Annotated in this window: 26 protein-coding genes and 1 other annotated feature; of the genes, 25 read left to right on the top strand and 1 reads right to left on the bottom strand. The window is 39.9% G+C overall.

The window, feature by feature from the left end; genetic code table 11:
- Positions 1-647: 647 nt before the first annotated feature.
- Positions 648-1,574 (bottom strand): Na/Pi symporter, encoded by a 927-nt coding sequence (locus AAV98_RS08175; RefSeq protein WP_060665066.1) that lies wholly within the window; start codon positions 1,572-1,574, stop codon positions 648-650.
- 71 nt (positions 1,575-1,645) lie between these two features.
- On the opposite strand from AAV98_RS08175, the gene AAV98_RS08170 reads away from it, so the two are divergent.
- The 25 genes from AAV98_RS08170 to AAV98_RS08055 all read left to right on the top strand — a co-directional run bounded on the left by AAV98_RS08170 (position 1,646) and on the right by AAV98_RS08055 (position 26,119).
- Positions 1,646-2,209: a flavin reductase family protein gene (locus tag AAV98_RS08170; RefSeq protein WP_060665065.1), complete on the top strand. Its 564-nt coding sequence runs from the start codon at positions 1,646-1,648 to the stop codon at positions 2,207-2,209.
- A gap of 156 nt (positions 2,210-2,365) precedes the next feature.
- A complete protein-coding gene (rpsU, locus tag AAV98_RS08165; protein WP_010196218.1) occupies positions 2,366-2,539 on the top strand; it encodes a 30S ribosomal protein S21 in 174 nt (57 codons plus the stop codon).
- Between the two features lie 15 nt (positions 2,540-2,554).
- Entirely contained in the window at positions 2,555-2,998 is a 444-nt protein-coding gene (locus AAV98_RS08160; RefSeq protein WP_060665064.1) for a GatB/YqeY domain-containing protein, read from the top strand.
- Positions 2,999-3,224: 226 nt separating this feature from the next.
- Positions 3,225-4,559, top strand: a complete 1,335-nt coding sequence (locus tag AAV98_RS08155; protein WP_060665063.1) for an NfeD family protein — start codon at positions 3,225-3,227, stop codon at positions 4,557-4,559.
- 20 nt (positions 4,560-4,579) lie between these two features.
- Entirely contained in the window at positions 4,580-5,569 is a 990-nt protein-coding gene (gene floA / locus AAV98_RS08150; RefSeq protein ID WP_060665062.1) for a flotillin-like protein FloA, read from the top strand.
- Positions 5,570-5,640: 71 nt separating this feature from the next.
- Positions 5,641-6,225, top strand: a complete 585-nt coding sequence (locus AAV98_RS08145) for a hypothetical protein (RefSeq protein ID WP_060665061.1) — start codon at positions 5,641-5,643, stop codon at positions 6,223-6,225.
- 342 nt (positions 6,226-6,567) lie between these two features.
- Complete coding sequence (gene yqfC, locus AAV98_RS08140; RefSeq protein ID WP_060665060.1) at positions 6,568-6,852, top strand: sporulation protein YqfC; 285 nt, start codon at positions 6,568-6,570, stop codon at positions 6,850-6,852.
- A 15-nt stretch (positions 6,853-6,867) separates the two neighbouring features.
- Complete coding sequence (gene yqfD / locus AAV98_RS08135) at positions 6,868-8,055, top strand: sporulation protein YqfD (RefSeq protein WP_060665059.1); 1,188 nt, start codon at positions 6,868-6,870, stop codon at positions 8,053-8,055.
- Between the two features lie 3 nt (positions 8,056-8,058).
- Positions 8,059-9,024 carry a PhoH family protein gene (locus tag AAV98_RS08130; protein ID WP_060665058.1) on the top strand — a complete coding sequence of 322 codons (966 nt, stop codon included), beginning with the start codon at positions 8,059-8,061 and terminating at the stop codon, positions 9,022-9,024.
- A gap of 80 nt (positions 9,025-9,104) precedes the next feature.
- Positions 9,105-11,318 carry an HD family phosphohydrolase gene (locus AAV98_RS08125; protein ID WP_060665057.1) on the top strand — a complete coding sequence of 738 codons (2,214 nt, stop codon included), beginning with the start codon at positions 9,105-9,107 and terminating at the stop codon, positions 11,316-11,318.
- Entirely contained in the window at positions 11,315-11,788 is a 474-nt protein-coding gene (gene ybeY, locus AAV98_RS08120; RefSeq protein ID WP_442853678.1) for an rRNA maturation RNase YbeY, read from the top strand. The genes AAV98_RS08125 and ybeY overlap by 4 nt, the downstream gene beginning before the upstream one ends.
- On the top strand, positions 11,763-12,158 hold the full coding sequence (locus AAV98_RS08115; protein WP_197284268.1) for a diacylglycerol kinase family protein: 396 nt from the start codon (positions 11,763-11,765) through the stop codon (positions 12,156-12,158). The genes ybeY and AAV98_RS08115 overlap by 26 nt, the downstream gene beginning before the upstream one ends.
- 348 nt (positions 12,159-12,506) lie before the next feature.
- The gene (locus tag AAV98_RS08110) at positions 12,507-12,905 is read left to right on the top strand and encodes a cytidine deaminase (protein WP_060665055.1); all 399 of its coding nucleotides are present in this window, start codon (positions 12,507-12,509) and stop codon (positions 12,903-12,905) included.
- Entirely contained in the window at positions 12,898-13,815 is a 918-nt protein-coding gene (era, locus tag AAV98_RS08105) for a GTPase Era (protein ID WP_060665054.1), read from the top strand. The genes AAV98_RS08110 and era overlap by 8 nt, the downstream gene beginning before the upstream one ends.
- Positions 13,816-13,964: 149 nt before the next feature.
- The gene (locus tag AAV98_RS19920; RefSeq protein WP_082380828.1) at positions 13,965-14,105 is read left to right on the top strand and encodes a YqzL family protein; all 141 of its coding nucleotides are present in this window, start codon (positions 13,965-13,967) and stop codon (positions 14,103-14,105) included.
- Positions 14,106-14,216: 111 nt separating this feature from the next.
- Positions 14,217-14,993, top strand: coding sequence for a DNA repair protein RecO (gene recO, locus AAV98_RS08100; protein ID WP_060665053.1), 777 nt, complete (start codon positions 14,217-14,219; stop codon positions 14,991-14,993).
- 40 nt (positions 14,994-15,033) lie between these two features.
- Positions 15,034-15,211, top strand: a binding site (T-box leader).
- A gap of 268 nt (positions 15,212-15,479) precedes the next feature.
- Positions 15,480-16,367, top strand: coding sequence for a glycine--tRNA ligase subunit alpha (gene glyQ / locus AAV98_RS08095; RefSeq protein ID WP_060665052.1), 888 nt, complete (start codon positions 15,480-15,482; stop codon positions 16,365-16,367).
- A complete protein-coding gene (gene glyS, locus AAV98_RS08090; protein WP_060665051.1) occupies positions 16,360-18,441 on the top strand; it encodes a glycine--tRNA ligase subunit beta in 2,082 nt (693 codons plus the stop codon). Before glyQ ends, glyS begins: the two co-directional genes overlap by 8 nt.
- Positions 18,442-18,662: 221 nt before the next feature.
- Positions 18,663-19,292 carry a helix-turn-helix transcriptional regulator gene (locus AAV98_RS08085; RefSeq protein WP_082380827.1) on the top strand — a complete coding sequence of 210 codons (630 nt, stop codon included), beginning with the start codon at positions 18,663-18,665 and terminating at the stop codon, positions 19,290-19,292.
- Between the two features lie 14 nt (positions 19,293-19,306).
- A complete protein-coding gene (locus AAV98_RS08080) occupies positions 19,307-20,116 on the top strand; it encodes a pyruvate, water dikinase regulatory protein (RefSeq protein WP_060665049.1) in 810 nt (269 codons plus the stop codon).
- A gap of 573 nt (positions 20,117-20,689) precedes the next feature.
- Positions 20,690-21,160 (top strand): YaiI/YqxD family protein, encoded by a 471-nt coding sequence (locus AAV98_RS08075; protein WP_060665048.1) that lies wholly within the window; start codon positions 20,690-20,692, stop codon positions 21,158-21,160.
- A 31-nt stretch (positions 21,161-21,191) separates the two neighbouring features.
- Entirely contained in the window at positions 21,192-23,006 is a 1,815-nt protein-coding gene (dnaG, locus tag AAV98_RS08070) for a DNA primase (RefSeq protein WP_060665047.1), read from the top strand.
- A 45-nt stretch (positions 23,007-23,051) separates the two neighbouring features.
- The gene (gene rpoD / locus AAV98_RS08065; RefSeq protein WP_060665046.1) at positions 23,052-24,176 is read left to right on the top strand and encodes an RNA polymerase sigma factor RpoD; all 1,125 of its coding nucleotides are present in this window, start codon (positions 23,052-23,054) and stop codon (positions 24,174-24,176) included.
- 127 nt (positions 24,177-24,303) lie between these two features.
- Positions 24,304-24,831, top strand: coding sequence for a hypothetical protein (locus tag AAV98_RS08060; RefSeq protein ID WP_060665045.1), 528 nt, complete (start codon positions 24,304-24,306; stop codon positions 24,829-24,831).
- Positions 24,832-24,979: 148 nt separating this feature from the next.
- On the top strand, positions 24,980-26,119 hold the full coding sequence (locus tag AAV98_RS08055) for an acyl-CoA dehydrogenase family protein (protein WP_060665044.1): 1,140 nt from the start codon (positions 24,980-24,982) through the stop codon (positions 26,117-26,119).
- The last annotated feature ends 295 nt before the right edge of the window (positions 26,120-26,414 follow it).

Raw genomic sequence — 26,414 nt, 5'->3', positions numbered from 1 at the left:
CAGAGAGCGCCTCTCTACGCCCAAACAGGCAACAGATTTCGTAAAACGGTAACAGAGAGCGCCTCTCTACGCCCAAACAGGCAACAGATTTCGTAAAACGGTAACAGAGAGCGCCTCTCTACGCCGAAACAGGTAACAGATCTCTACAAACGGTAGCAGAGAGCGCCTCTCTACGCCCAAACAGGCAACAGATCTCTACAAACGGTAGCAGAAAACGTCTCTCTACGCCCAAACTGGCAACAAATCTCTACAAACGGTAGCAGAAAACGCTTCTCTACGCCCAAACAAGCAACAGATCTCTTCAAAACGGCACAGAGAACGCCTCTCTCCGCCCAAACAGGCAACAGATCTCTACAAACAGTAGCAGAGTTCGCCTCTCTCCGCCCAAACAAGCAACAGATCTCTTACAAACGGTCACAGAAAACGCCTCTCAACGTCCAAACAAGCAACAGATCTCTTACAAACGGTCACAGAAAACGCCTCTCTCCGCCCAAACAAGCAACAGATCTCTTACAAACGGTCACAGAGAACACCTCTCATCGCCCAAACAGAAAACAAAAACCTCAACAAACGGTCAAACAGAACGGCCCATCCCATTTTCCCAACACCAACCGACACCACCAAACAACCTCATCTCCAAAGCTAACTCACCCATGCACCCTCTCCACAAACCTAGCAAATGGTCGCACAAACGGCAAAGCAGCAGCAGAACTAATCAGATTAAAAATTAAGCTTGAGTGAGCCAGCTGCACATCTCCACTAGAAGCAAGTGTGGACACAAACTCACTCAACCAAGGTATGAAAGGGAAAAATGCTGCCACCCCAACTACGTTCAACCAAATGTGCGCATACGCAGTCAATTTAGCCTCTTTTATTGAACCAATACTAGCCAAATATGCAGTCACACATGTTCCAATATTAGCTCCGAGCATAATTGCAATTCCTGCAGAAAGAGATAGTAAGTCATTATTTAAAAAGCTCATGCTAATCCCCGTAGTAGCTGAGCTTGATTGGATGATGGCTGTAAGCAGTGTTCCAATTCCTACACCAAATAGATGGTGATTATTTGTCATCGCAAGCATATCCTGCACAGACGGAAAACCAGCCAATGGGATAGCCAGTGATTCAAAGCCACTCATCGCGACAAATAAACATCCAAGCCCAAACAAGCTTGACCCGAAACTGAAGGGCAATTTCTTTTTAGAAAATAAAAATAGGAATCCAATAATAAGCATGGGGAAAATCAGTTGCGAAATATCTATAGTAATGAGCTCTGTAATGAAAGTAGACCCGATGTTGCTGCCGAGCATGATACCAATGGATTGATAGAAGGTTAGATATCCAGCTGCTACTAGACCGACAGTAATAACCATCACAGCAGAACTGCTCTGCAATAACCCTGTAATGAGGATCCCGATCAACAAACCTTTCCAAGGCATATCGGTAAATTTAGTGAGGTACCCTTTTGTCCTCTCCTCGGATAATTGAAGCAATCCTGACCTCATAACGGTCATGCCAATTAAAAATATCGCTAAATATACAGCTAATAACGTTATAATAGAAAACAAGCCCATCACCTCTATCTCAATATATGGCGAGTGGTGGACAAGAATGACAAGTAAGAAAAGAAAAGGGGAGAACACACATGAGGGAGTGGACGGAAAATACCGTCATGCATAGCTACCCAGGCATGGTTGCTCTGGTAACAGCTAAATGGAACGGTGAACAAAATATCATGGCTGCAGGTTGGCATAGCTACATATCTTACGAACCACCAATCTATGGGGTGGCCATTGCAAAGGAAAGATATACACATCATCTCATTGAAAACTCTAAAGAGTTCGCGATTAATTTTGTACCTGAAAAATTCGCTCATTACATACAACAGTCTGGCATGATGACAGGGAAAGAGCAGAATAAATTTAAAGAACTTACTATTGAATATGAACAAGGAAAAACAGTTTCGGCACCTATCTTAAAAGAGGCGTACATTGCATATGAATGCAAATTGATGGACCAGCAAACATATGGGGATCATGACTGGTTTGTGGGGGAGATGACTGGATTCTACAAGGATAAAGGTCTATTTACCGAAAATGGACTGCCTGACTGGAAAAAACTTTCGATTCCCCTATACCTCGGTAGATCTCAATATATGCTGGCAAATAAGGATTCCGACGTGATAAACCTATATCGAAATAATAGTTAAACAAGATTGTTTTAAAGCATTTCCTTATAATTGTTGACCATCAATAGTGAATATATTATAATTGGTAAGTACATGTTCTATACATGCTTTTTTGCATTTATGGGATCATGTTTTTTCTGAAAATGTTAGTGGTTGTTCTGGAGGGAGGGAATTAGAATGTCAAAAACAGTTGTTCGTAAAAACGAATCGCTTGAAGATGCTCTTCGCCGTTTCAAACGTTCAGTTTCAAAGACTGGAACGTTGCAAGAAGCAAGAAAGCGTGAATTCTATGAAAAACCAAGCGTAAGACGCAAGAAGAAGTCTGAAGCTGCTAGAAAGCGTAAATTTTAACAAGAGGGTGTAAGAATGAGTCTTCTCGAGCGTTTAAATACCGATATTAAGCAAGCTATGAAGGATAAGGACAAAGAGAAGCTTTCCGTACTCCGAATGGTTAAGTCTTCGATTCAGAACGAATCGATCAAGCACGGCAGAGACTTATCTGAAGAGGAAGAACTTACCGTATTGTCTCGTGAATTAAAGCAACGTAAAGACTCCCTCCAAGAATTTGATAAAGCCGGTCGTGAAGACTTGGTTCATAAATTACAGGGTGAAATTGCAATAGTTGAACATTATATGCCTGAGCAGTTATCAGAAGACGAACTTTCAGCAATCGTCCAACAGACGATTGCTGAAGTGAACGCTACTTCAAAAGCTGACATGGGCAAAGTAATGGGAGCACTTATGCCTAAAGTTAAAGGCAAAGCGGACGGTAGCCTTGTTAACAAACTTGTACAACAACATCTTTCATAAAAACCTAAAATAGCACCTTACCTATGTAAGGTGCTATTTTTTAAGCAAGTTGACTACACTACAATATTCCCTACCATATCTTCTTCATTTTGTTCACATAACCGCCACACTTTATAATTTTTCATAAAAAAACTCAACATCGTGAAACTTTGAGGTTTATCGTGCGTATTACATACTGGTTACGGTGATGATAAAATGAATAGGTTTTGGAGAGGAGGACGACACGATGAAAAAAGTTCTTCGTATTACTTATGTTAGCGCTTTTGTTCTGGCACTTATTTTGTCGGCATTGCCGCTTTTCCCATCATATACGAGCAGTGCTGAGAAGCTGGTCCATGTTATTCCGGTAAAGGGCACCGTTGAAAAAGGCCTATTATCTTTTATTAACAGGTCCATTCAAACTGCTGAGGAAGATGGAGCGGACCTAATTGTTTTTGATATCCACACACCTGGTGGATTAGTGGATGCTGCAACTGAAATAGCGAATAAATTTGAAGGGACGTCTATTCCGACGGTTGCCTTTGTCAACAGTCAGGCGTTGTCTGCAGGAGCCTACTTGGCATTGTACGCTGACCAAATCTATATGACCCCAAATGCTTCCATGGGAGCGGCGGCTGTTATTACGGGAGATGGTAGTGCAGCAGAAGATAAAACTCAATCTTTTTGGTTAAGAGAAATGCAAAATGCTGCCGAGTCTAATGGGCGTGATCCGAAGTATGCGCTTGGGATGGCTGACAAAGATTTAGATCTTCCTGAAGTTGGAGCACCAAAAGGGGATTTAGTTACTCTTGGGGCATCTTCTGCGCTCGAAGTTAAATACTCAGAAGGCACCGTAACAAATTTAGATGCTTTACTTGGTGAATTAGGCTTTGAGGATGCCAAAGTTGTTACCTCAGAAGTTACATTTGCTGAAAATGTGGCAAGGTTTTTAACGAATCCGGTTGTTGTTCCGATCCTTTTATCAATAGGTTCCCTAGGATTGGTACTTGAACTATACTCCCCTGGATTTGGGATACCTGGTGCTATGGGAATCAGTGCCTTACTTTTATTCTTTTACGGACATATGGTAGCTGGGCTTGCTGGAATGGAAACAATTATTTTATTTGTGGTAGGTGTCGTGCTCATTGTTTTAGAGCTCTTTGTGCCGGGAGGGATACTTGGTATACTTGGCCTTGGGGCTGTGGTGACAAGTTTCTTTTTGGCAACAGATGACATTGCAGGAATGGGGTTATCCTTATTGATTGCTATGCTTGTAACAATTGTTGCGATGGTATTGTTGTTTACCGTATTCGGCAAGAAGATTCGTTTGTTTGATCGGATTATACTCCGTGATTCCACCAATTCAGAGCAAGGATATGTATCAAATGTTTCACGAATTGAATTGGTAGGGCAGCACGGGGTAACATTAACTCCATTAAGGCCTTCCGGCACCGCAGTCATTAACGACGAAAGAATTGATGTGGTTACAGAAGGTAACTTTATCGGAGCAAACAGGAAAGTAACGATTGTAAAAGCGGAAGGCTCTCGTATTGTTGTACGGGAAATCCATTCTGTTGAATAATATTTAGGAGGAATATTACTATGGATCCAGGTACTTTAATTATTTTATTAGCAGTTGTTCTTGGGATTATCTTTTTATCCGTTTTACTTACATTTGTGCCAGTTATGCTATGGATTTCCGCATTAGCAGCAGGAGTTAGAGTAAGTATTTTCACGCTTGTAGGGATGAGATTAAGACGTGTTATCCCAAGTCGTGTCATTAACCCACTCATTAAAGCACATAAAGCAGGTTTAGCAGTTTCAACGAATCAATTAGAGAGTCACTACTTAGCCGGTGGTAATGTGGACCGTGTCGTAAACGCACTTATCGCTGCTCAACGTGCAAACATTGAATTAACATTTGAACGTGCAGCTGCGATTGATCTTGCAGGTCGTGACGTTTTAGAAGCAGTACAGATGTCTGTTAATCCGAAAGTAATTGAGACACCATTCATTGCCGGTGTGGCGATGGACGGAATTGAAGTGAAAGCAAAAGCTCGTATCACTGTTCGTGCAAATATTGAACGTCTTGTCGGTGGTGCTGGTGAAGAAACAGTTATAGCCCGTGTTGGTGAAGGTATCGTAAGTACGATCGGTTCTGCATCAGATCATAAGAAAGTACTTGAGAATCCTGATATGATTTCACAAACGGTTTTATCAAAAGGTTTGGATGCAGGTACAGCGTTTGAGATTCTTTCCATTGATATTGCGGATATTGATATCGGGAAAAACATTGGAGCAGAGTTACAAACTGACCAAGCAGAAGCAGATAAGAAAATTGCACAAGCAAAAGCAGAAGAACGTCGTGCAATGGCTGTTGCACAAGAACAAGAAATGCGCGCCCGTGTTGAGGAAATGCGTGCGAAAGTTGTGGAAGCAGAAGCAGAAGTACCACTTGCGATGGCAGAAGCATTGCGCTCTGGCAACATTGGTGTAATGGATTATATGAATATCAAGAATATCACTGCTGATACGGATATGAGAGACTCCATCGGCAAACTTACAGATCAGCCAGAAGACGGTGAAAAATAAGAAAGATGAAGCGGGAGAAGAAGCGACCCTTTTCCTGCGACTCCTTTTAAGGAAGGGAGGATGATGTGCAAATGGAATGGATTTTTGATATTCTTCAGCAGGCTCCTTGGCTAATTTTTGTCTTGCTTGGTATATTCTCGACCCTTTTTAAAGGCGGAAAACAAGAAGAGCAACAAAAACAAAGGCAAAAGCAACGCCGGCAAACTGCCACCCAGGCACCTCAAAGGCAAGAAGACTATGAAGATTATCGGCGTGAAAGTGCACCATCTCCAAAAAAAGAAGAAAAGCCCCGTTTCGATTGGGATAAAGATATCTTTGGAGAAGGGAAACTTGAAGAACTGGAGCAAAAAATCCGGGAAAAAGTGAACCCTTATCTGGAGAAGGTAGAAAAGAAGAAAGAACACGTTTCCCCCATTCAGAATCAGGTGAAAGACGAAGTTAAGGAGTTGTCGATAAAAAGACAAGAAATCTCCAAAGACAGTCCTATCCTAAAACAAGAGTTACAGCTTTCAGAAGGGAAAGTAGTTTCTTCCCGTTATCGCATAAAGCCAAACAGAGTGGTGGAGGGGGTTATGTGGTCGGAAATACTTGGCCAACCTCGCTCAAGGAATCCTCATCGTCCTGTGTACACAGAACATTTTTCAAAAAGAAAATAATCAATATTCGCTAATCCCTGCATAAAGGAAACTTTATGCAGGGATTTTTTTAAAGGAAGTGGAAACACAGTTGATTTCCGTTCAAAGCACTTCGCTTGCCTGCGGGTGATCCGTGAGCTTCCTCACAACACTTGAGGCCACTGAAAAACTGAAAACGTAAAGTTTTTATTGATTCCTAGCTGTTGATTGGAGCAAAAGGCGAAGACTCCTAAGGGAGATAGCGCTAGGTGGAGATCCCGCAGGCGTAGCCTCTTAATCTATAACTCACCCTTTCCCCCATGAAAAATTCTGTATTAAACCCTCTGCTTCCTTCATACATATGAAAGGAAAGGGGGTTTTTCCATGCTCAAGAAGTTTCGTTCCCGCATGAATAATTGGATCACCAACAATATGGAATTACCCGCAGATGTCATGATGGATCTGCCGCGAATTACAATGATTGGACAAATACATATATATATTGAAAATCACCGAGGTCTGTTAACGTTTACCGATAAAGAAATCCGATTGTTATTGAAACAAGGACAGCTCCTTGTTAAAGGAGAGTCTTTTGTTATCAGGACCATCTTGCCAGAAGAAATCTTACTTGAAGGAAAAATTAGTCAAGTGATGTATCTTGAAGAATAAATTAGGAGGATACGCATGAAAAATCAATGGATGAACTTTTTTTCTGGTACCGTAAAAATAATTATTCATGGTAAAGGGGTAGAGAGATTCCTTAATGACTGCACAAGAACAGGCATACAGGTATGGCAAGTCAAGAAGTTGGGAGAAGAGTCTTACACATGTCATGTGTTACTGAAAGATGTCCGTAAGCTGAGGAAATTAATCAAAAATCAGGATTGCAAATTCCGTTTTCTTACGAGAAAAGGATTGCCTTTTTTAACTCAGTATTCTCTAAAAAATAGCGGATTGATAGTTGGAATCATAGCGGCTTTCCTTACTGTTTTCTTATTATCTAATATGGTCTGGGGTATTGAAATTAAAGGAGCAGAGCCTGCAACAGAGCATAAGATTATGCAAGAATTAGACAAGCTTGGTGTCAAAAAAGGCAAATTTCAATTTTTCATAAAAGATGTGGAAAGTATTCAACGGTATTTAACGGACACAATAAGTGAAATAACCTGGATTGGTGTGGTATTAAATGGGACATCCTACCATTTTGAAGTGGTAGAGAAGAATGAACCAGAAAAATTGGAAACATTGTCCCCAAGAAGCTTGGTAGCGAAGAAGAAGGCAATGGTGGCAAAGATTTACGTTGAAAAAGGACAACCACTCGTTCAAGTGAATGATTATGTAGATAAAGGACAAGTATTGGTTTCTGGATTAATTGGAAGAGAGGATAACAAAAGATCCATTGCGGCTGTTGGAGAGGTTCTAGGAGAAACATGGTATCTTACTAGTGTGGATGTACCAATTAAGACCACGCTCCCTGTATTGACTGGAGAAGCTAATAATAAGCATTATCTGAGAGTGGGAAGTGTAGAAATTAAGGTATGGGGTTTTTTCCAAGAGGATTTTGAACGTGAAGAGGAATATGAAGCGGAACGTCCTTTCTATTTTTGGAAGTGGAAATTGCCGTTTTCCTATGTCGGAAAAACTGTCCACGAACAAGAGATAGTGGAACGAATTTACGATGACGAAGAAGTCATCGAGCAAGCTTTGGAGATAGGAAGAAATCAGGTTCTTTCGAATCTTGGTGAAGATGCAGAGATAAAAGGAGAAAAAGTTTTGCGCACTCATAAGGAGAATGGTAAAGTAAGTGTAGATATACATTACCAAGTCATTGAAAATATTGTAAAAATCGAACCAATTATTCAAGGAGACTAATGAATGTCAGAAGAACTAGTGATGATGAATCAACAACTAACTAATCCAAATGAAGCTATTGCTCTTTTTGGGAATCAAGATGTCAACCTGAAGAGAATTGAAGAAGAATTGAACGTATCCATTGTGACCCGCGGGGAAACAGTTAATGTATCCGGTGACGTCAAACAAGTGGAAATGGTCGATAGCGTCATACAAAACTTATTAGAAGTTATTCGAAAAGGCATTACAATCAGTGAGAGAGATGTCATCTATGCTATTCAGCTTGCTAAAGAAGACAAGATGCACTCTTTTCAAGAACTTTACGATGAAGAGTTAACAAAGAATGTCAAAGGCAAATCTATACGTGTAAAAACTTTAGGACAAAGACAGTATGTTTCCGCAATCAGGAAAAAAGATCTTGTTTTTGGGATTGGTCCTGCAGGAACCGGAAAAACATACTTAGCTGTGGTTATGGCTGTTACCGCTTTAAAAAATGGTCAGGTGAAACGGATTATCCTAACCCGGCCTGCGGTGGAAGCTGGAGAGAGCTTAGGTTTTCTGCCAGGAGACTTGAAAGAGAAAGTGGACCCTTATTTACGACCGTTATATGATGCCCTGCACGATGTATTTGGTTCAGAACATACCCAACGGTTAATAGAAAGAGGGACCATTGAAATTGCTCCCTTAGCATATATGAGGGGCCGTACACTGGACGATGCATTTGTCATTCTCGATGAAGCGCAGAATACAACAGCAGCCCAGATGAAGATGTTCTTAACAAGACTTGGATTTGGATCTAAAATGGTCATTACAGGAGACATATCTCAAGTTGATTTGCCGAAAGGAATGAAGTCAGGCCTCGCAGTAGTGCGGGATATCTTGAAAAATACATCAGGCATTCAGTTTATCGAACTCGAACAATCAGACGTTGTTCGTCATCCGTTGGTTGCGAAAATTATTGATGCCTACGAAAAGCTAGAATCAAAATAAAAGCCCCTTTATTGGGGCTATTTCACTTGTAAAGGATTTTTAATACTGGGGATGTCGTTTATGGAGGGAGTCAAATAACAGTGAAAAAGAAATCGAAATCTTGGAAAATTTCTTTTCAACACTTAAAGGCTTTTAAGTTTTACCATGTTATTATTTATGTGCTGTTGGGACTTATTATGTTTGGTATTATGTTTAGTAATGTTAAGCCTGAGAAGATAAATGTACAACTATTTAGCACTGCTGAAAAAACGATTGTGGCACCTCATAGTTTTGAAGATAGAGAAGCTACAGAATTATTAAGAAAAGAGGCTGCGGATAAAGTCCCTGATCAATTTATTAGAGACAAGGATAAAGTGTATCAGCAAATTGCAAGAGTGGAGAACTTTTTCGAAGTGCTGATGGACACGAAGAATCAGATTGCAGAACTCGAAAAAGTCCCGGAAACTTCACCTCCTCCACAGGGAGGGGCAGACTCCTCAGAGACCGAAGAACAACCTGAGTCAATTAAGCTTACAGACGCGGAAAAGTTAAAACTCCTAAAAGAAACACTTGAAGGACAAGTCCCGGAGCGTTGGGAAAAAGAGCTGAAAGATGAAAATCTGCTCTTCTTGCTTGCTTCTAAGGAAGCGGACCTCACTAGATATAAAAACGCATCCGTAACAGCAATCAATAACGCTATGTCTAGAGATATACATACAATTGAAGACGCAAGTGAAGCAAAAAACCTTGCTAGAACGGAGCTTTCACAATCTGGAAATGTGCCAAGTGTTATTATTAATATTTCTAGCATTTCTGTTATCCAAAATGTAATTTATGATTCTGCCCAAACGCAGGAGAAAAAGCAACAGGCAATTGACGCAATTGAGCCTGTACGAATTTCACAAGGTGATACACTTGTAAAGGCTGGCCAATTTATTGACCGTGAGACATATAGGCTTCTTACCGCAGCTGGATTTGTTAATCAATCTGACAATGTGGCACCGTATGCTGGACTGTTAATCATTATTGGTTTAATGATTTTTGCGCTGGTGTACTTGTTTAAAAACATTGATACTGCGATTCACAGTAAAAATACGTATTTGACTATGTATTTGTTAATTTTTTCTATCACGTTAATCTTATTAAAAATCTTTAGTTTCTTTCAAACGCTTAATACGACTGAAATTGGTTATATTGCCCCGGTTGCAATGGGGGCTATGCTTATTAAAATGTTGATAAACGATCGCATTGCTATATTTTCAAGTATCATTTTTGGTATTTGTGGAAGTTTTATTTTTAATATGGTTCCAGGAGCCATGAACTATACAGTTGGGTCATATCTCATTATTTCGGCTGTGGCATCAGTATTATTCTTAAATCAGCATAACAGACGACTTACAATACTTCAGACTGGACTCTTTGTGTCATTCATAAACGTGGTGACGGTTATTGCATTGATTCTATTGACAAACAGAGACCTAACTGGCATGAACGAATTGTTAGAACTCGGTATCAATGGGACAATGGCAGTCGGGTCTGGTGTGGTTTCAGCTGTTCTTACTATCGGAATTCTCCCATTCTTTGAGGTGGGCTTTGGAATGTTATCCACCATGAAGTTGCTTGAGCTCTCCAATCCAAATCATCCATTGCTCAGAAAAATATTAATGGAAACTCCAGGCACGTATCACCATAGTGTGATGGTGGCCAATCTATCAGAATCTGCATGTGAATCAGTTGGTGCGAATGGACTGCTTGCAAGGGTCGCTTCTTATTATCATGATATAGGCAAAACAAAAAGGCCGCATTATTTTATTGAAAATCAAATGGGAAGAGCGAATCCTCATGATAAGCTCCCTCCTCAGACGAGTAAAAACATAATTATTGCTCATGCAACGGACGGCGCTCAAATACTAAAGGATCATAATATGCCAAAAGAGATCGTCGACATCGCAGCACAGCATCATGGTACGACGTTATTGAAGTTCTTCTATCATAAAGCAAAAGAACAAAACGAAAATATCAAAGAAGAAGAATATCGCTATCCAGGACCAAAAGCTACTTCCAAGGAAGCAGCAATCGTAGGGACAGCCGACAGTATAGAAGCGGCGGTAAGGTCATTAAACAATCCGACCCCCGATAAAATTGAAACAATAGTAAAGGCTATTATTAAAGACCGTCTTCAAGATGGACAATATAGTGACTGTGATCTGACATTCAAGGAGCTTGAAGAAATCGGCAAGTCCTTCTGTGAAACATTGCAAGGAATTTTCCATTCAAGAATTGAGTACCCGAAAGGAGAGGAAGAAGAATCATGATAGAAGTCGATATGTTAGATGAAACAACAAGACTGACAGAAGAACAGTGGGCTGATATAAAAAATCTATTGCTATTTGCTGCTGAAAAAGAGTCTATTCAAACCGGTGCTGAACTATCGGTGACCTTTGTTAACAATGACAGAATTCAGGAGATTAACCGAGAATATCGTGACAAGGACCGTCCTACAGATGTCATTTCTTTTGCGATGGAAGAGATGGGAGAGGGAGAAATCGAAATCCATTATGATGAAGATGCACCTCGTATGCTTGGAGATATCATCATCTCCATTCCAAAAGCAGAAGAACAAGCAGAAGAATATGGCCATTCCGTAAAACGGGAGCTCGGATTTCTTGCCTTGCATGGCCTATTGCATTTGTTAGGTTATGATCATGAAAACGAAGCAGATGAAAAAGTTATGTTTGATAAACAAAAAGAAATCCTGGATGCCTATGGACTCACGCGATCGTAACCGAAAAGGATATCGAGGGTCATTTACTTCTAGTTTTTCCTATGCATTTGAGGGGCTAATGTTTGTCCTTCGAACGGAAAGAAATATTAAGTTTCATGTTTTTATAGCTATTGTAATGATTGGAATGTCATTATTTTTTCAGATTACAAAAGTGGAGTGGCTCATCCTGTTTCTTGTAATCGGTGGGATGTTTGTCATTGAAATAATAAATACGGCTATCGAAAATGTGGTGGATCTTGTGACAGAGGAGTATCATCCTCTTGCAAAAACGGCAAAAGATGTGGCTGCTTCTGCGGCCTTAGTTTTTGCTTGTATCTCTGTTATAATTGGTGTAATCTTATTTGGCCCTTATATTACAATTTTTTTATAGGTGAATTATTATAACTCCTGTTCCCTTCCGTTCCAGGTGTTCGCTTTCCGCGGAAATCAACAGCGGTGTTTAATAAAATTTCAAAATCAAGGCCTTTTTCAGTGGCTTCGCTTTGCCTTAGGGGTCTCAAGACTACCGTTTCTCCCCCGCTGGAGTCTCTCGCCTTGCACTGCAGTTAACAGGTGGATAAGTATTCAATATTTTGTTAAAAATAACTCACCACAATATTACTGCTAAATAAATTGAAAATTTAAAATTTTTTAAAATTTAAGGGTGATTTAAAAAGTGATTTGAGGTAAAATATAAGTAACGCGCACCCGAAGCTTACAGAAGAAAGGAAGAGTAACTGTGAACATCGAAGCTTTAATCCAAGAAGCAAAAGCAGCAAGAGAAATGGCTTATGTACCCTACTCCAAGTTTAAAGTAGGCGCGGCATTATTAGGTAAAGACGGGAAGGTCTATCGCGGATGCAACATTGAAAATGCTGCATATAGTATGTGTAACTGTGCAGAAAGAACAGCGCTTTTTAAAGCGTATTCAGATGGTATCAAAGAATTTGATGCGATTGCTGTTGTAGCCGATACGAAACGTCCTGTTCCACCTTGTGGAGCTTGCCGTCAAGTAATATCTGAGCTATGTGCACCTGAAACTAAAGTAATCCTGACAAACCTTCACGGTGATATACAGGAATTAACAGTAGCTGAATTACTGCCTGGAGCTTTCTCACCGGAGGATTTGAATGCATAACAATACAACTACCAATTATAAATCAGGGTTTGTCTCCATCATTGGCAGGCCGAATGTTGGAAAATCAACATTTTTGAACAGAGTTATCGGCCAAAAAATTGCGATAATGAGTGATAAGCCACAAACAACTCGAAATAAAATTCAGGGTGTATATACGCAAGACGATGCACAAATTGTTTTCATCGACACACCAGGCATTCATAAACCGAAGCATAAACTTGGCGATTTTATGATGAAGGTGGCGCAAAATACCTTAAAAGAAGTTGATTTAGTTCTATTTATGATTAATGCAAAAGAAGGTCTAGGAAAAGGCGATGAATTTATTATCGAAAAATTGAAGGAAACGTCAACTCCAGTTTACTTGGTAATAAATAAAATTGATGAAGTACACCCAGATGACCTTTTACCATTAATGGAAACTTACAAAGCATTGTATCCTTTCAAAGAAATAGTTCCGATTTCTGCACTGCAAGGTAATAATGTAGAAGTTTTATTAGAACAGATTAAGCGATTCCTTCCAGAAGGCCCCCAATATTACCCGGCCGACCAAGTTACCGATCATCCTGAGCGTTTCATTGTTGCGGAGCTGATCAGGGAGAAAGTGCTTCATCTGACAAGAGAGGAAGTTCCACACTCCATTGCAGTAGCAATTGATTCCATGAAGAAGCGAGAAAACAAGGACATGGTCGATATCCAGGCTACTGTCGTAGTAGAACGTGATTCACAAAAAGGGATTGTCATCGGCAAGCAAGGAAAAGTCTTAAAAGAAGTGGGACAAAAAGCCAGAGTGGACATTGAAGCATTGCTAGGATCCAAGGTGTTTTTGGAACTGTGGGTGAAAGTCCAGAAGGATTGGCGTAACAAGCAGTCGCAACTTAGAGATTTTGGTTTTAATGAAGACGAATACTAAAATCAGAAAGACGAGCGGAATATAGTCAATTCGTAGCATTGAATTTACAAAATTTATCTAACATGTTTTGACCCTACTACGGTCATCATAGTCATATAGGAATTGGAATAGGCATGCTGGTCTTTACTACAGAAAGGGTGGAGTTTACAATGTTGGATTTTACCTGGAAGGTCTTTAAAGAAACAGGTAATATTGATACCTATCTTCTTTTCAAAGAGCTTGAGAAAGAGAATGGCGATTTACCCGAACAGACAGAAGAGCTAGCTAATCGTGACTTACCAATTTCATAATGACAGATGACCATCTATTAAGGCAGTTTACTCACGTAAGTGTTGTAGATTGCCTTTTTATTTTGTAAAACGTACAATTAATAAAACCCAGAAAAATGGACGGTGTACGATTTGCTACATAAATGTGAAGGCATTGTCATTCGAACAAATGCCTATGGTGAAAATAATAAGATTGTTACCATCTATTCAAGAGAGCTCGGAAAAGTAGGGGTGATGGCAAGAGGTGCAAACAAGCCTAGCAGCCGATTTACCGCTGTCTCCCAGTTGTTTTCCCATGGGACCTTTGTCTTCCAAAGAGGGACAGGACTAGGAAGCCTCCAACAAGGTGAAATCATGGAATCCATGAGATCTATTCGAGAGGATATCTTCCTTACAGCCTATGCTTCTTACATTGTTGAATTAATGGATAGAACCACAGAGGAAGGGAAGCGGAATCCGGCACTTTATGAGCTTTTATACCAAGTACTTCACTTTATTGATGATGGATACGATGCAGAAATATTGACGTTTATTTTTGAAATGAAAATGTGTGATGTCATCGGTATTACACCTGAGTTAAACCGCTGTGCTTCTTGTGGTGCGACAGAAGGTACCTTTGCCTTTTCTATTAAAGAAGGAGGCTTCCTTTGCAATAGATGCTTCCACAAGGACCCATACCTAATAAAAGTCTCTCCAGCCACCTTAAGACTATTACGGACATTTTACTATTATGACCTGAACAGAATTGGAAACCTGTCACTAAAAGAAGAAACAAGAAAAGAGCTGCGCTTCATTATTGATGAATATTATGAAGCTTATTCTGGGATAATGTTAAAATCCAAGCGCTTTCTGAAGCAAATAGGTTCATTGAAAGCAAATCTTCCTGAAAAAAAAGAAAAACCTGATTGACTTTGTAAAAGAAATCATTTATTATCCAAGTACATTCATAAAGATTGCGTTGAAGGAAAGTAGTACTTATCAAACTCGATTAAAGCGAACCTAGGGTGGTGTGAGCTAGGGAATCAAGAGGTAAGGAAGGCGTTCTGGAGCAATACGGATAAAGTGGTAAAAAGGCTATGCCTTTTTACAAATAGGGTGGAACCGCGGGAGAACCTCTCGTCCCTATGCTGACAACAACCGTTGGCATAGAGACAAGAGGTTCTCCCTTTTTGTCCTACAGCCAACATTTGAAAATCAAATTAGTGGTGGCTTTAACGAAGAATAAGTTTCCCTGTAGATTGGAGTGAAAGGTGTGAGACTCCTGCGGGGGATAACGGTTGGTTGAGACCCGCAAGCGTTGTGAGGAGGCTCAAGCATCGTCCCGCGGAAAGCGAACACCTGGAACGGAAATCGAAAGGAGTCACCAGCAACAACTAAAAAAAGGAAGGTGTCAAAATGAACATCCAAAACATGATCCTGACCCTGCAAAACCACTGGTCAGAACAAGGCTGTATCCTCATGCAAGCCTACGACGTAGAAAAAGGTGCCGGAACAATGAGCCCCTATACATTCCTAAGAAGCATCGGCCCAGAGCCATGGAACGTAGCATACGTTGAACCATCCAGAAGGCCTGTAGACGGCCGTTACGGCGAAAACCCAAACCGCTTATACCAACATCACCAATTCCAAGTAATCATGAAGCCGTCACCAGACAACATCCAAGAACTATACTTAGAATCACTTAAGAAACTAGGGATTGACCCGCTTAAACATGATATCCGTTTTGTAGAAGATAACTGGGAAGCTCCCACACTTGGGGCTGCAGGGCTTGGCTGGGAAGTTTGGTTAGATGGAATGGAAATTACGCAATTCACTTATTTTCAACAAGTTGGCGGAATTGAATGCAAGCCGGTGTCTGTAGAAATTACTTATGGTATCGAGCGACTTGCATCTTATATTCAAGATAAAGAAAATGTCTTTGACCTGGAATGGACAGAAGGTTTTACCGTTCGTGATATCTTCCTACAACCAGAATATGAGCATTCCAAATATACTTTTGAAACATCAGATGCGGATATGCTGTTCTCTTTGTTTGATATCTATGAAAAAGAAGCACACCGCCAGATGGAGCATGGCCTCGTCCACCCAGCATACGATTATGTTTTAAAATGCTCCCATACATTTAATCAATTGGATGCTCGCGGTGCAATATCTGTTACCGAACGAACTGGATATATCGGTCGCGTAAGGAACTTGGCACGTAAAGTAGCAAGAACCTTCTATGAGGAAAGAGAAAAGCTAGGTTTTCCAATTTTGAAAAAGGAGGAGAGCACCAATGAATAAGAGAGACTTTTTATTTGAAATCGGTTTAGAAGAGATGCCGGCGCGATTCGTAACGGATTCCATGAATCAGCTTCAGGATAAAGTGAAATCTTGGCTTGAAACGAACCAGTTGGCCTATGAGAATATTCATGCTTTCTCTACTCCAAGAAGACTTGCAGTTCTGATTGAAGGCCTAGTAGAAAAACAAGAAGATGTTACCGTAGAAGCGAAGGGTCCTGCTAAAAAGGTCGCCCTTTCAGCTGATGGTGAATGGTCAAAGGCCGCTCAAGGTTTTACTCGAGGCCAAGGACTAACAGTGGAAGATATATATTTTAAAGAAATCAATGGTGTAGAATATGCGCATGTTAAAAAGCATGTAAAAGGAAAAGAAACGAAAGAAATTCTTGGCAGTATTGCATCTGTTGCTACTAGCCTGCACTTTCCTAAGAATATGCGCTGGGCTGATGAAGATCTAAGATATGTTCGACCTATCAAATGGTTGATTGCTTTATTTGGCGAAGAAATTATTCCGGTACAGATTGCAAAGGTAAAGGCGGATCGAGTTTCCACTGGGCATCGTTTCCTTGGTGGTCAAATTGAATTGAAAGACGCTGGTAGCTATGTGGAAGAATTGCTTTCTAACTATGTAATTGTAAATGCTGTGGAACGTAAAGAAGCGATTAGGAAACAACTTTCCATCATAGGAGAAGAGAATGGTTGGAACATTCCTGTGGATGAAGACCTTTTAGAAGAAGTGAATAATTTAGTAGAGTATCCAACAGCATTGTTTGGAACGTTTGAATCTGACTATCTAACGTTGCCTGAAGAAGTATTAATTACATCTATGAAAGAACATCAACGTTATTTTCCAGTAAAAAGTGAAGCGGGAACGCTTTTACCATATTTTATTACTGTACGAAACGGTAATCACGAGAACTTAGATAATGTAGCAAGAGGAAATGAGAAAGTACTTCGAGCTAGACTATCTGATGCTGCATTCTTCTCTAAGGAAGACGAAAAACTTGTCATAGACGATGCTATTAAGAAGTTGGATAAAATCGTATTTCATGAAGAAATTGGAACAACAGGCGATAAAGTGAGACGCGTTCAGGCCATTGCAGCTGACCTAGCACAAATTGTAAAGGTGAACAATGAAACGCAAAAGCATGTTGAACGTGCATCCTCAATCTATAAATTCGACCTTGTTTCCCACATGGTCTATGAATTCCCTGAGCTCCAAGGAATCATGGGGGAAAAGTATGCATTGACTAAAGGAGAAAGCCCAATAGTTGCTAAGGCGATTAATGAGCACTATATGCCACGATCAGCAGATGACAAGACCCCCTCTTCGGATGTAGGAGCAATTTTAAGCATCGCTGAAAAGCTGGATACCATTGTTGGTTTCTTTGCTATTGGAGTTATTCCTACAGGGTCACAGGATCCTTATGCTTTAAGACGTCAAGCATCTGGAATCATCCAGACTATCTTGAACAAAGAGTGGACCTTCTCTTTGGAAACATTCATGCACACAGTTGTTGAACGCTATGTTGAAAAAGGTATTGCAAAAAAAGATGCAACTGCGATCATGGAGGACCTCTTAGTATTCTTCAAATTACGACTTAAGAACAATCTTTCCGAGCGTGGCGTAAGATATGACATCGTGGATGCACTGTTAGAGCTGCCACTTGAGAATGTTTGTTCCACTGTAAAAAAAGCAGAAACACTTGAATCAAAGAAAAACGAAGCAGACTTCAAAGAAACGATGGAATCATTAAGTCGTGTATGCAACATTGCCAAGAAAGCAACTTTTTCTGCTGAAGTTCAAGTAAACTTACTGAGTCAAGAGCAAGAACAAGAGCTTTATAAACAATTTAACAACAAAAAGGATCTTGTGCTAAATGCTGCGGCAGAACAAGATTTCTCCTTAGCATATGAGGAACTTGCTTCCTTAAAACCTGCTATTGATGACTTCTTTGATAACATCATGGTAATGACAGATGATGAAGCAATTAAAACAAACCGCCTGGCCCTAATGGATGATATGGCAAAAGTTATATCCATTTTTGGAAATGTAAATGGCATCATCGTAAAGTGATAAAAAAAGACAAACCAAATACCCTATGGTAAAATAGTTAAAAACACAAAAGAGGCTGACTAATGCATTCCTCACAATATTTAGTCAGCCTCTTTCCAATTCTTCTGTTTATCAGTATAATTAGTATATAATATTTACATATACAGTATGTCACAAATAGAAAAACGGAGGGCACCCGTTCAGCTAAGTGCACCTTATAACCCATTAGGTGGTGAACGAAAATCGAACTGAATAAGCGGCAAGAAACTATTTTGCAAATAGTTAAAGAACAAGGACCGATTACCGGAGAAGCAATAGCCGATCAACTAAACTTGACTAGGGCAACCCTTCGTCCTGATCTAGCTATTTTAACCATGGCGGGATATTTAGATGCTCGTCCTCGAGTCGGTTATTTCTACACTGGAAAAACAGGATCGCAACTTTTATCCGATAAGATAAATAAAATTCAAGTGAATGACCACCAGTCTATACCGGTTGTTGTCCATGAAAGTGTTTCTGTTTATGACGCAATCTGCACCATGTTCCTAGAAGATGTGGGAACTCTTTTTGTAGTGGACAACTTCTCCATCATAGTAGGAGTGCTCTCTAGAAAGGACCTCTTAAGGGCCAGTATCGGTAAACAGGAGCTAACCTCTATACCCGTTAACATCATTATGACTAGAATGCCTAATGTTACGTATTGCTTTAAAGAAGACTTAATTATTGATGTAGCAAAAAAGCTGATTGAAAAACAAATAGATGCTCTTCCTGTCGTTAAGCAAACGGATAAAGGTTATGAAGTAATCGGTAGAATCACAAAAACGAATATTACAAAAGTGCTGGTTGCCTTGGCACACGATGAAATTATCTAGATTGGAGGAGAATCATGGAAAAACGTACCGTATATATCGTATCTGATTCCGTCGGAGAAACTGCAGAGTTGGCAGTAAAAGCGGCTATCAGCCAATTTAATGGGGCGAACTTCCATCTCAAACGAATTCCATATGTAGAAGACATTGCTACATTATCTGAAGTAGTCTCTATTGCAAAACTTAATCAAGGTATTATCGCCTTTACACTTGTTGTCCCTGAAATGAGGAAGCATCTTGTAGAATTGGCAAAAATGGAAGGCGTAAAGGTGTATGACATCATCGGACCTCTTGTGGACTTGATGGAGCAGGAATACGGGGTAAAACCTAAGTACCAACCTGGATTGGTAAGGCAATTGGACGATGATTATTTTAAGAAAATAGAAGCAGTAGAATTTGCTGTGAAGTATGATGATGGAAGAGATCCAAGGGGCATCATTAAAGCGGATATCGTGCTAGTGGGGGTTTCTAGAACGTCTAAAACACCTTTGTCCCAATATCTTGCCCATAAACGCCTAAAAGTGGCAAATGTACCTATCGTTCCAGAGGTTGACCCACCAGAAGAACTTTTTAAAGTGAATCCTGAAAAATGTTTCGGACTAAAGATTTCTCCTGAAAAGTTGAATGATATCCGAAAAGAAAGGTTGAAAGCATTGGGGCTGAATGATAAAGCTGCCTATGCTAACCTAGAAAGAATAAAAGAAGAACTGGCATTTTTTGAAACAATAGTAAATAAAATAGGTTGTGAAGTGATAGATGTTACAAATAAAGCCGTAGAAGAAACGGCCAACCTTATCTCTAACATTTATAATAACCGTTTGAAGTAAAGAGCGCTTTTAGGAGTGCTCTTTTTCTAAAGGGAAGAAAGTTATAAATCCTGTTGATCTCCGTTTCAGGCGCTTCCCTTGCCTGCGGGCGGTTCGAGAGCCTTCTCGGCTTTCAACGAGGCCACTGAAAAACTGATAAAATAAAGTTTTTATTTATTCCTAGCTGTTGATTGGAGCAAAAGGCGGAGACTCCTGAGGGAGATAGCGCTAGGTGGAGACCCGCAGGCGTAGCTGAAGGAGGCTCACGTCAGCCCCTAGGAAAGCGAAGCCATTTGCGGAAAGAAACAGCGACGATTAAACAATCGACTATAAGGACCGGGCGGTTTTTTGCCCAGTTTTTTTATGATTTCATATTACTCATTATTCGATGTGAAACAGTAGTCAATTTGAAAAGTTTATATTATAATAAAAAATTGTGATAAAAAATTCCTCGATAGGGTTTAGAGTGATGGATTATCGAATAAACTAAAAATAGCAATAAGTCAAGGGCAATATAACAAATTCGTTCGACAACTACAAAAAAACATATCGAAAAAAGAAGGTTTTTGGGAAGGGATGTAGAAACCATTTAACATGCAAAATAATCGCAAACCTATTATTTTGGTGGATGCAGATGCGTGTCCTGTTAAAGATGAAATTAGTAGAGTAAGTCATACATATAAAGTGGATGTGTGCTACGTAGCTTCTTACTCCCATGTCATGACCAACCAAACAGAAGGAAATTGGGTCTATGTGGACGACGAAAAAGAATCTGCTGACCTTTATATTTTAAATCAAGCAAAAAAGAATGATGTAGTAGTCACTCAAGATATTGGTCTAGCAAGCATGCTTGTGTCCAAAAACGTTTATGTTCTCACTCCTCGTGGAAAAGAGTATGAAGAGAGTGAAATGGCATTGAGCTTGCATATGAGATTTCTATCTGCGAAAGAACGGAGAAAAGGGAACTATTCCAAGGGCCCAAAAGCTTTCTCAATAAAAGACAGAGAAAGATTTGTTCAATCACTTAAAAAAACTTTGTCGAAAATTGCAGGAATTCCAGAATAGAGATAGAAATAGTAAGTCACGGAGTGTTGTTATGAATTATCGAATTCCTGAACAAACCATTGATCAAATTAGACAGTCTACCGACATTGTTGATGTAATAAGTGAATATGTGCAATTGAAAAAGCAAGGTCGCAACTATTTTGGACTTTGTCCCTTTCATGGGGAGAGTACTCCTTCTTTCTCTGTTGCCCCAGACAAACAAATCTATCACTGCTTTGGTTGTGGTGCCGGCGGTAATGCTTTCAATTTTGTCATGGAGATCGAGGGTGTCAGTTTTGTAGAAGCTGCCCAAAAACTTGCCAAGTCCTCCAATGTAGAAGTAGAAATACCGGAATATACTGCAACAGAACAAACAGGCCAATCGAAAGAAACGAAATGGATGATGGATGCACACTTGCTTTTGCATAAATTTTACCATCATTTGCTGTTAAATACAAAAGAGGGCCAAGAAGCATATGATTATGTGACAGGAAGAGGTTTTACCGACGAAACGTTAAAGAAATTCGGCGTTGGCTATGCACTTAACAGTTGGGACTTCGCTTTAAAGTTCCTTACGAAAAGAGGCTACAACCAGCAGCTGTTGGAGAAGGCCGGCCTTTTAATTGAAAAGGAGCATACAGCGGAGTATTTTGATCGTTTCAGAAACCGTATAATGTTTCCGATTCATGATCATAAAGGGAATGTTATCGCCTTTTCTGGAAGAGTGCTTGGAGAAGGTGAACCGAAGTATTTGAATTCACCAGAAACTCCACTATTTAATAAAAGTAAAATTCTTTATAACTTCCATCAGGCCCGCCCTCATATAAGAAAGCAAGAACAGGTTATCCTCTTTGAAGGATTTGCCGACGTCATAGCTGCAGATACAGCAGGATTGCCTAATGGAATTGCAACGATGGGAACATCTTTGACCGAAGAGCAGGCCAGAATAATAAGAAGGCATGTTGAAAATGTCACCATCTGTTATGACGGAGACAATGCAGGAATTGAAGCAGCCTACAGAGCAGCAAACATTCTCATACAACAAGGATGTTACGTAAGAATTGCCATGATGCCAGATAAAATGGACCCTGATGACTATATCCGTAGTAAAGGCTCGGACTCATTTAAGCAGGATGTAATAGGGGCAAGTTTAACGTTCATGTCTTTTAAGCTGAGGTACTTACGCAAGGGCAGGAATATGAAGGACGAAGGCGAACGGATGCGGTATGTGGAAGATGTTCTAAAAGAAATTAGCATGCTGTCAAAAGCGGTTGAGAGGGATCATTACCTTCGTCAGTTATCTGATGAATTTTCCATCTCATTGGAAGCTTTAAAACAGCAGCAGTTTCAAGTTTATAAATCTTTAGTGCAAAAAAAGGATTATAACGAGCAGAATAGAATAAATATACCTAACAAACCCAAAATCTTTACGCAAGCACTAAAACCGGCTTATTTAAATGCTGAACGTTATTTGCTGGCACATATGCTCAAAGATAGGGGAGTATCTGAAAAGGTGCAAGCTTCCATTGAAGGCTCTTTTATCATCGAAGAGCACCGTGCGATTGCTACCTATCTATATGCATTTTACGAAGAAGGGTATGAGCCGAATATCAGTATTTTCATGGAGCGTATACCTGAGCAATCGCTCAAGAAAATTATTTCTGAACTGGGTATGCTAACACTTGAAGAAGAATTAAGTGATGCAGTTCTACATGATTATATGAAACAGGTGTTTAATTATCCAAAATTGTTAACAATAAAAGAAAAAGAACAAGAAAAGAAACAAGCAGAAGCACAAAACGATTATCTTGGTGCTGCACAAATCGCGATGGAAATAATCCAAATGAAAAAAGAGTTAAAACAATAAATATACCTCTTTATCGCGTTCAATGTTGGAAGGAGGGGACAGTTGATGGCTGAAAAATCAGCACAATCAAAAGAGATGGAAACAGAATTGACCATCGAACAAGTAAAAGAACAACTCACCGAAGTAGGTAAAAAGCGTGGTGTCCTAACCTATGAGGAGATAGCCGAAAAGATGGCTGGCTTTGAAATAGAGTCCGATCAGATGGACGAATATTACGAATACCTTGGTGAACAGGGTGTAGAAATTATTGGTGAAACAGAATCTGATGATGACCCGAATACGCAGCAACTTGCGAAGGAAGAAGAGTTTGACCTGAATGATCTGACTGTACCTCCTGGTGTGAAGATCAATGACCCGGTTAGAATGTACCTAAAAGAAATCGGACGTGTAGATCTTCTCTCTGCTGAGGAAGAAATCAGTCTTGCAAACCGAATCGAAGAAGGTGACGAAGAGGCGAAACGTCGTCTGGCAGAAGCTAACCTACGTCTAGTTGTAAGTATAGCAAAGCGTTATGTAGGCCGCGGAATGCTGTTTCTTGATTTGATCCAAGAAGGTAATATGGGTCTGATTAAGGCAGTAGAAAAATTTGATTATCGTAAAGGATTCAAGTTTTCTACATATGCAACTTGGTGGATTCGTCAAGCGATTACCCGTGCGATTGCTGACCAAGCGAGAACAATTCGTATCCCTGTGCACATGGTGGAAACCATCAACAAACTTATCCGTGTACAACGTCAACTTTTACAAGATTTAGGACGCGAACCATCTCCAGAAGAGATTGCAGAAGACATGGATCTGACACCGGATAAAGTACGTGAAATTCTCAAAATCGCCCAGGAGCCAGTTTCGCTTGAGACACCTATTGGTGAAGAGGATGATTCACATCTTGGAGACTTTATTGAAGACCAGGACGCAACATCTCCTTCTGATCATGCTGCATATGAATTATTGAAAGAACAATTGGAAGATGTTCTTGATACCCTTACTGACCGTGAAGAAAATGTATTAAGACTGAGATTCGGCTTAGATGATGGTCGCACTCGTACTCTTGAAGAAGTAGGAAAAGTATTTGGAGTAACTAGAGAGCGTATCAGACAAATTGAAGCAAAAGCTCTTCGTAAGCTAAGACATCCTAGCCGCAGCAAACGTCTGAAAGATTTTCTGGAATAGAATCAGGCATATGGAAATAGTTTGCTTTTTCTTAAAAAGAGTAAGCTATTTCTCTTTTTTTGGAATTCGATAATTTTATAATATTCAGTTTTTAATATTTACACCTTTAATTGGAGTGTTAACAAAAGTGAATAAACTTCGAAAAGAAACCCTTATTCAAGAAATCAACTATTGGAAAAGAAATCGTATCCTGCCAGATCAATATTGTGACTATCTGTTAGCATTATATACAGAAGGAGAAGGTGTGACCCAACCAGCTAAAGGAAGCAGAAAGTTATTTTCTCTCCTTTTTGCATGTCTGATTTCTTTACTCGTTCCTATAACATTTCTTGTCATTTATTTTACTCAAATGCCAGTTCATTTGCAAATGCTCCTGGTAACTTTTTTCGTTCTTCTTTCTATATTTGGATATTTTATTTTTCTAAAAGAAGGATCTTACATACATATACCGGTCTTTGTACTTGCTTTGCTCATACTTATTCTTTCCATTAATTTAATAGAAGTTTTCTCTTTTCAATTGCCGTTAACCTTTATTATCATCACCTTCCAGACTCTTTTATGGTTTATTATCGGCTATGTTAAGAAATGGTACTATTTAAACATTTCTGCAATAATAACCATGGTTTTATTGGTAGCAAATATTATCTTAATGTAACTTATTGACTATTTAGTTATTTTTAAAAGTTGTGAAAATTCCCTTATATCCATTATAATGAAAATGAAAGCGTATTCAATGTAATGTAGGATGGAAGTTAAATACTAGCTCTTGCTAATGTTTTCCAAACAACAAGGGGGGAAAGATTTTGAACTTTGATTTAACGGCAGAACAAGCGATGATTAAGAAAACAATTAGAGAGTTTTCAGATGAAGTGGTTGCACCCGGGGCTCTCCAACGAGATCGGGATAAAAAATTCCCTGTTGAAGTGTTTCAACAGTTATCACAATTAGGCATGATGGGACTTCCTTTTCCAGAGGAATATGAAGGAGCAGGTGCAGATACAGTTAGTTTTGCCATTGTCGTAGAAGAATTGAGCAGAGCTTGTGGATCCACAGGTATCACTTATTCTGCTCACGTATCTTTAGGTGGCGCACCATTAAACCTGTTTGGTACAGAAGAGCAAAAGCAAAAATATCTGGTTCCAATTTGTACAGGAGAATCACTGGGTGCATTTGGATTGACTGAACCCAATGCCGGTTCTGATGCAGGCGGTACAAAGACAACTGCTGTAGAAGATGGAGAAGATTACATTATTAATGGTAACAAATGTTTCATTACGAATGCCTCCTATGCCAAGCATTTGGCATTAACGGCTATCACAAATCAAAAAGGCAATGAGAAAGAAATCTCTGCAGTCATCGTTCCAACAGACGCTAAAGGGTTTCAAGTAATTGATAACTATGAAAAAATGGGACTTAACGCTTCCAACACAACGGAACTTGTCCTTGAAGATGTCCGTGTGCCGCAGGAAAACCTTTTAGGTAAACGCGGGGAAGGCTTTCGACAATTCTTAATCACGCTTGATGGAGGCCGCATCGGAATCGGTGCTATGGCTGTTGGAATTGCTCAGGCAGCTTTTGAGCGAGCGCTCGCTTACTCTCAAGAAAGAAAACAATTCGGCCGTTCCTTATCAAGCTTTCAAATCAACCAATTTAAACTGGCAGACATGGCCATGAAACTCGAACTTGCCAGAACGATGGTGTATAAAGCTGCCTGGTTAAAAGATCAGGGAAGACCTTTCACCAAAGAAGCCTCCATGTGCAAACTTTATGCATCAGAAGTGTGCATGGAAATTGCAGATCAGGCTGTTCAACTTCATGGCGGCTATGGTTACATGAAAGAATACCATGTAGAGCGGTTCATGCGCGATGGAAAACTTCTGGAAATTGGAGAAGGAACCTCCGAAGTACAAAGAATGGTTATTGCTAGGACTCTTGGAGTTTAATTAGATGATTCATAGTTGTTGATTGGAGCAAAAGGCGAAGACTCCATAGGGAGATAGCGCTAGGTGGATACCCCGCAGGCTTGACCAGGAGGCTCCAGCAGCGCCCTTAGGAAAGCGAAGCCTTTTGCGGAAATCAACAACGGTGTTTATCGGATCCAAAATTATCTTCCCAAAAACACATCACTTTTCTTATTTTAAGGCACAATAAAAGTTACCAAATACAAAAACCTTCATCTACCATGGTGAAGGTTTTTGTCTAAACTGTGAATTTAAGAGAGAAGTTGGCATTTAAGTC

Origin of the sequence: Bacillus sp. CHD6a, from assembly GCF_001293645.1 — a bacterium.
GTDB lineage: Bacteria > Bacillota > Bacilli > Bacillales > Bacillaceae_I > Sutcliffiella_A.
The sequence above is the reverse complement of the archived record's forward strand: the minus strand, read 5'-3'. Positions and strand labels throughout refer to the sequence as shown.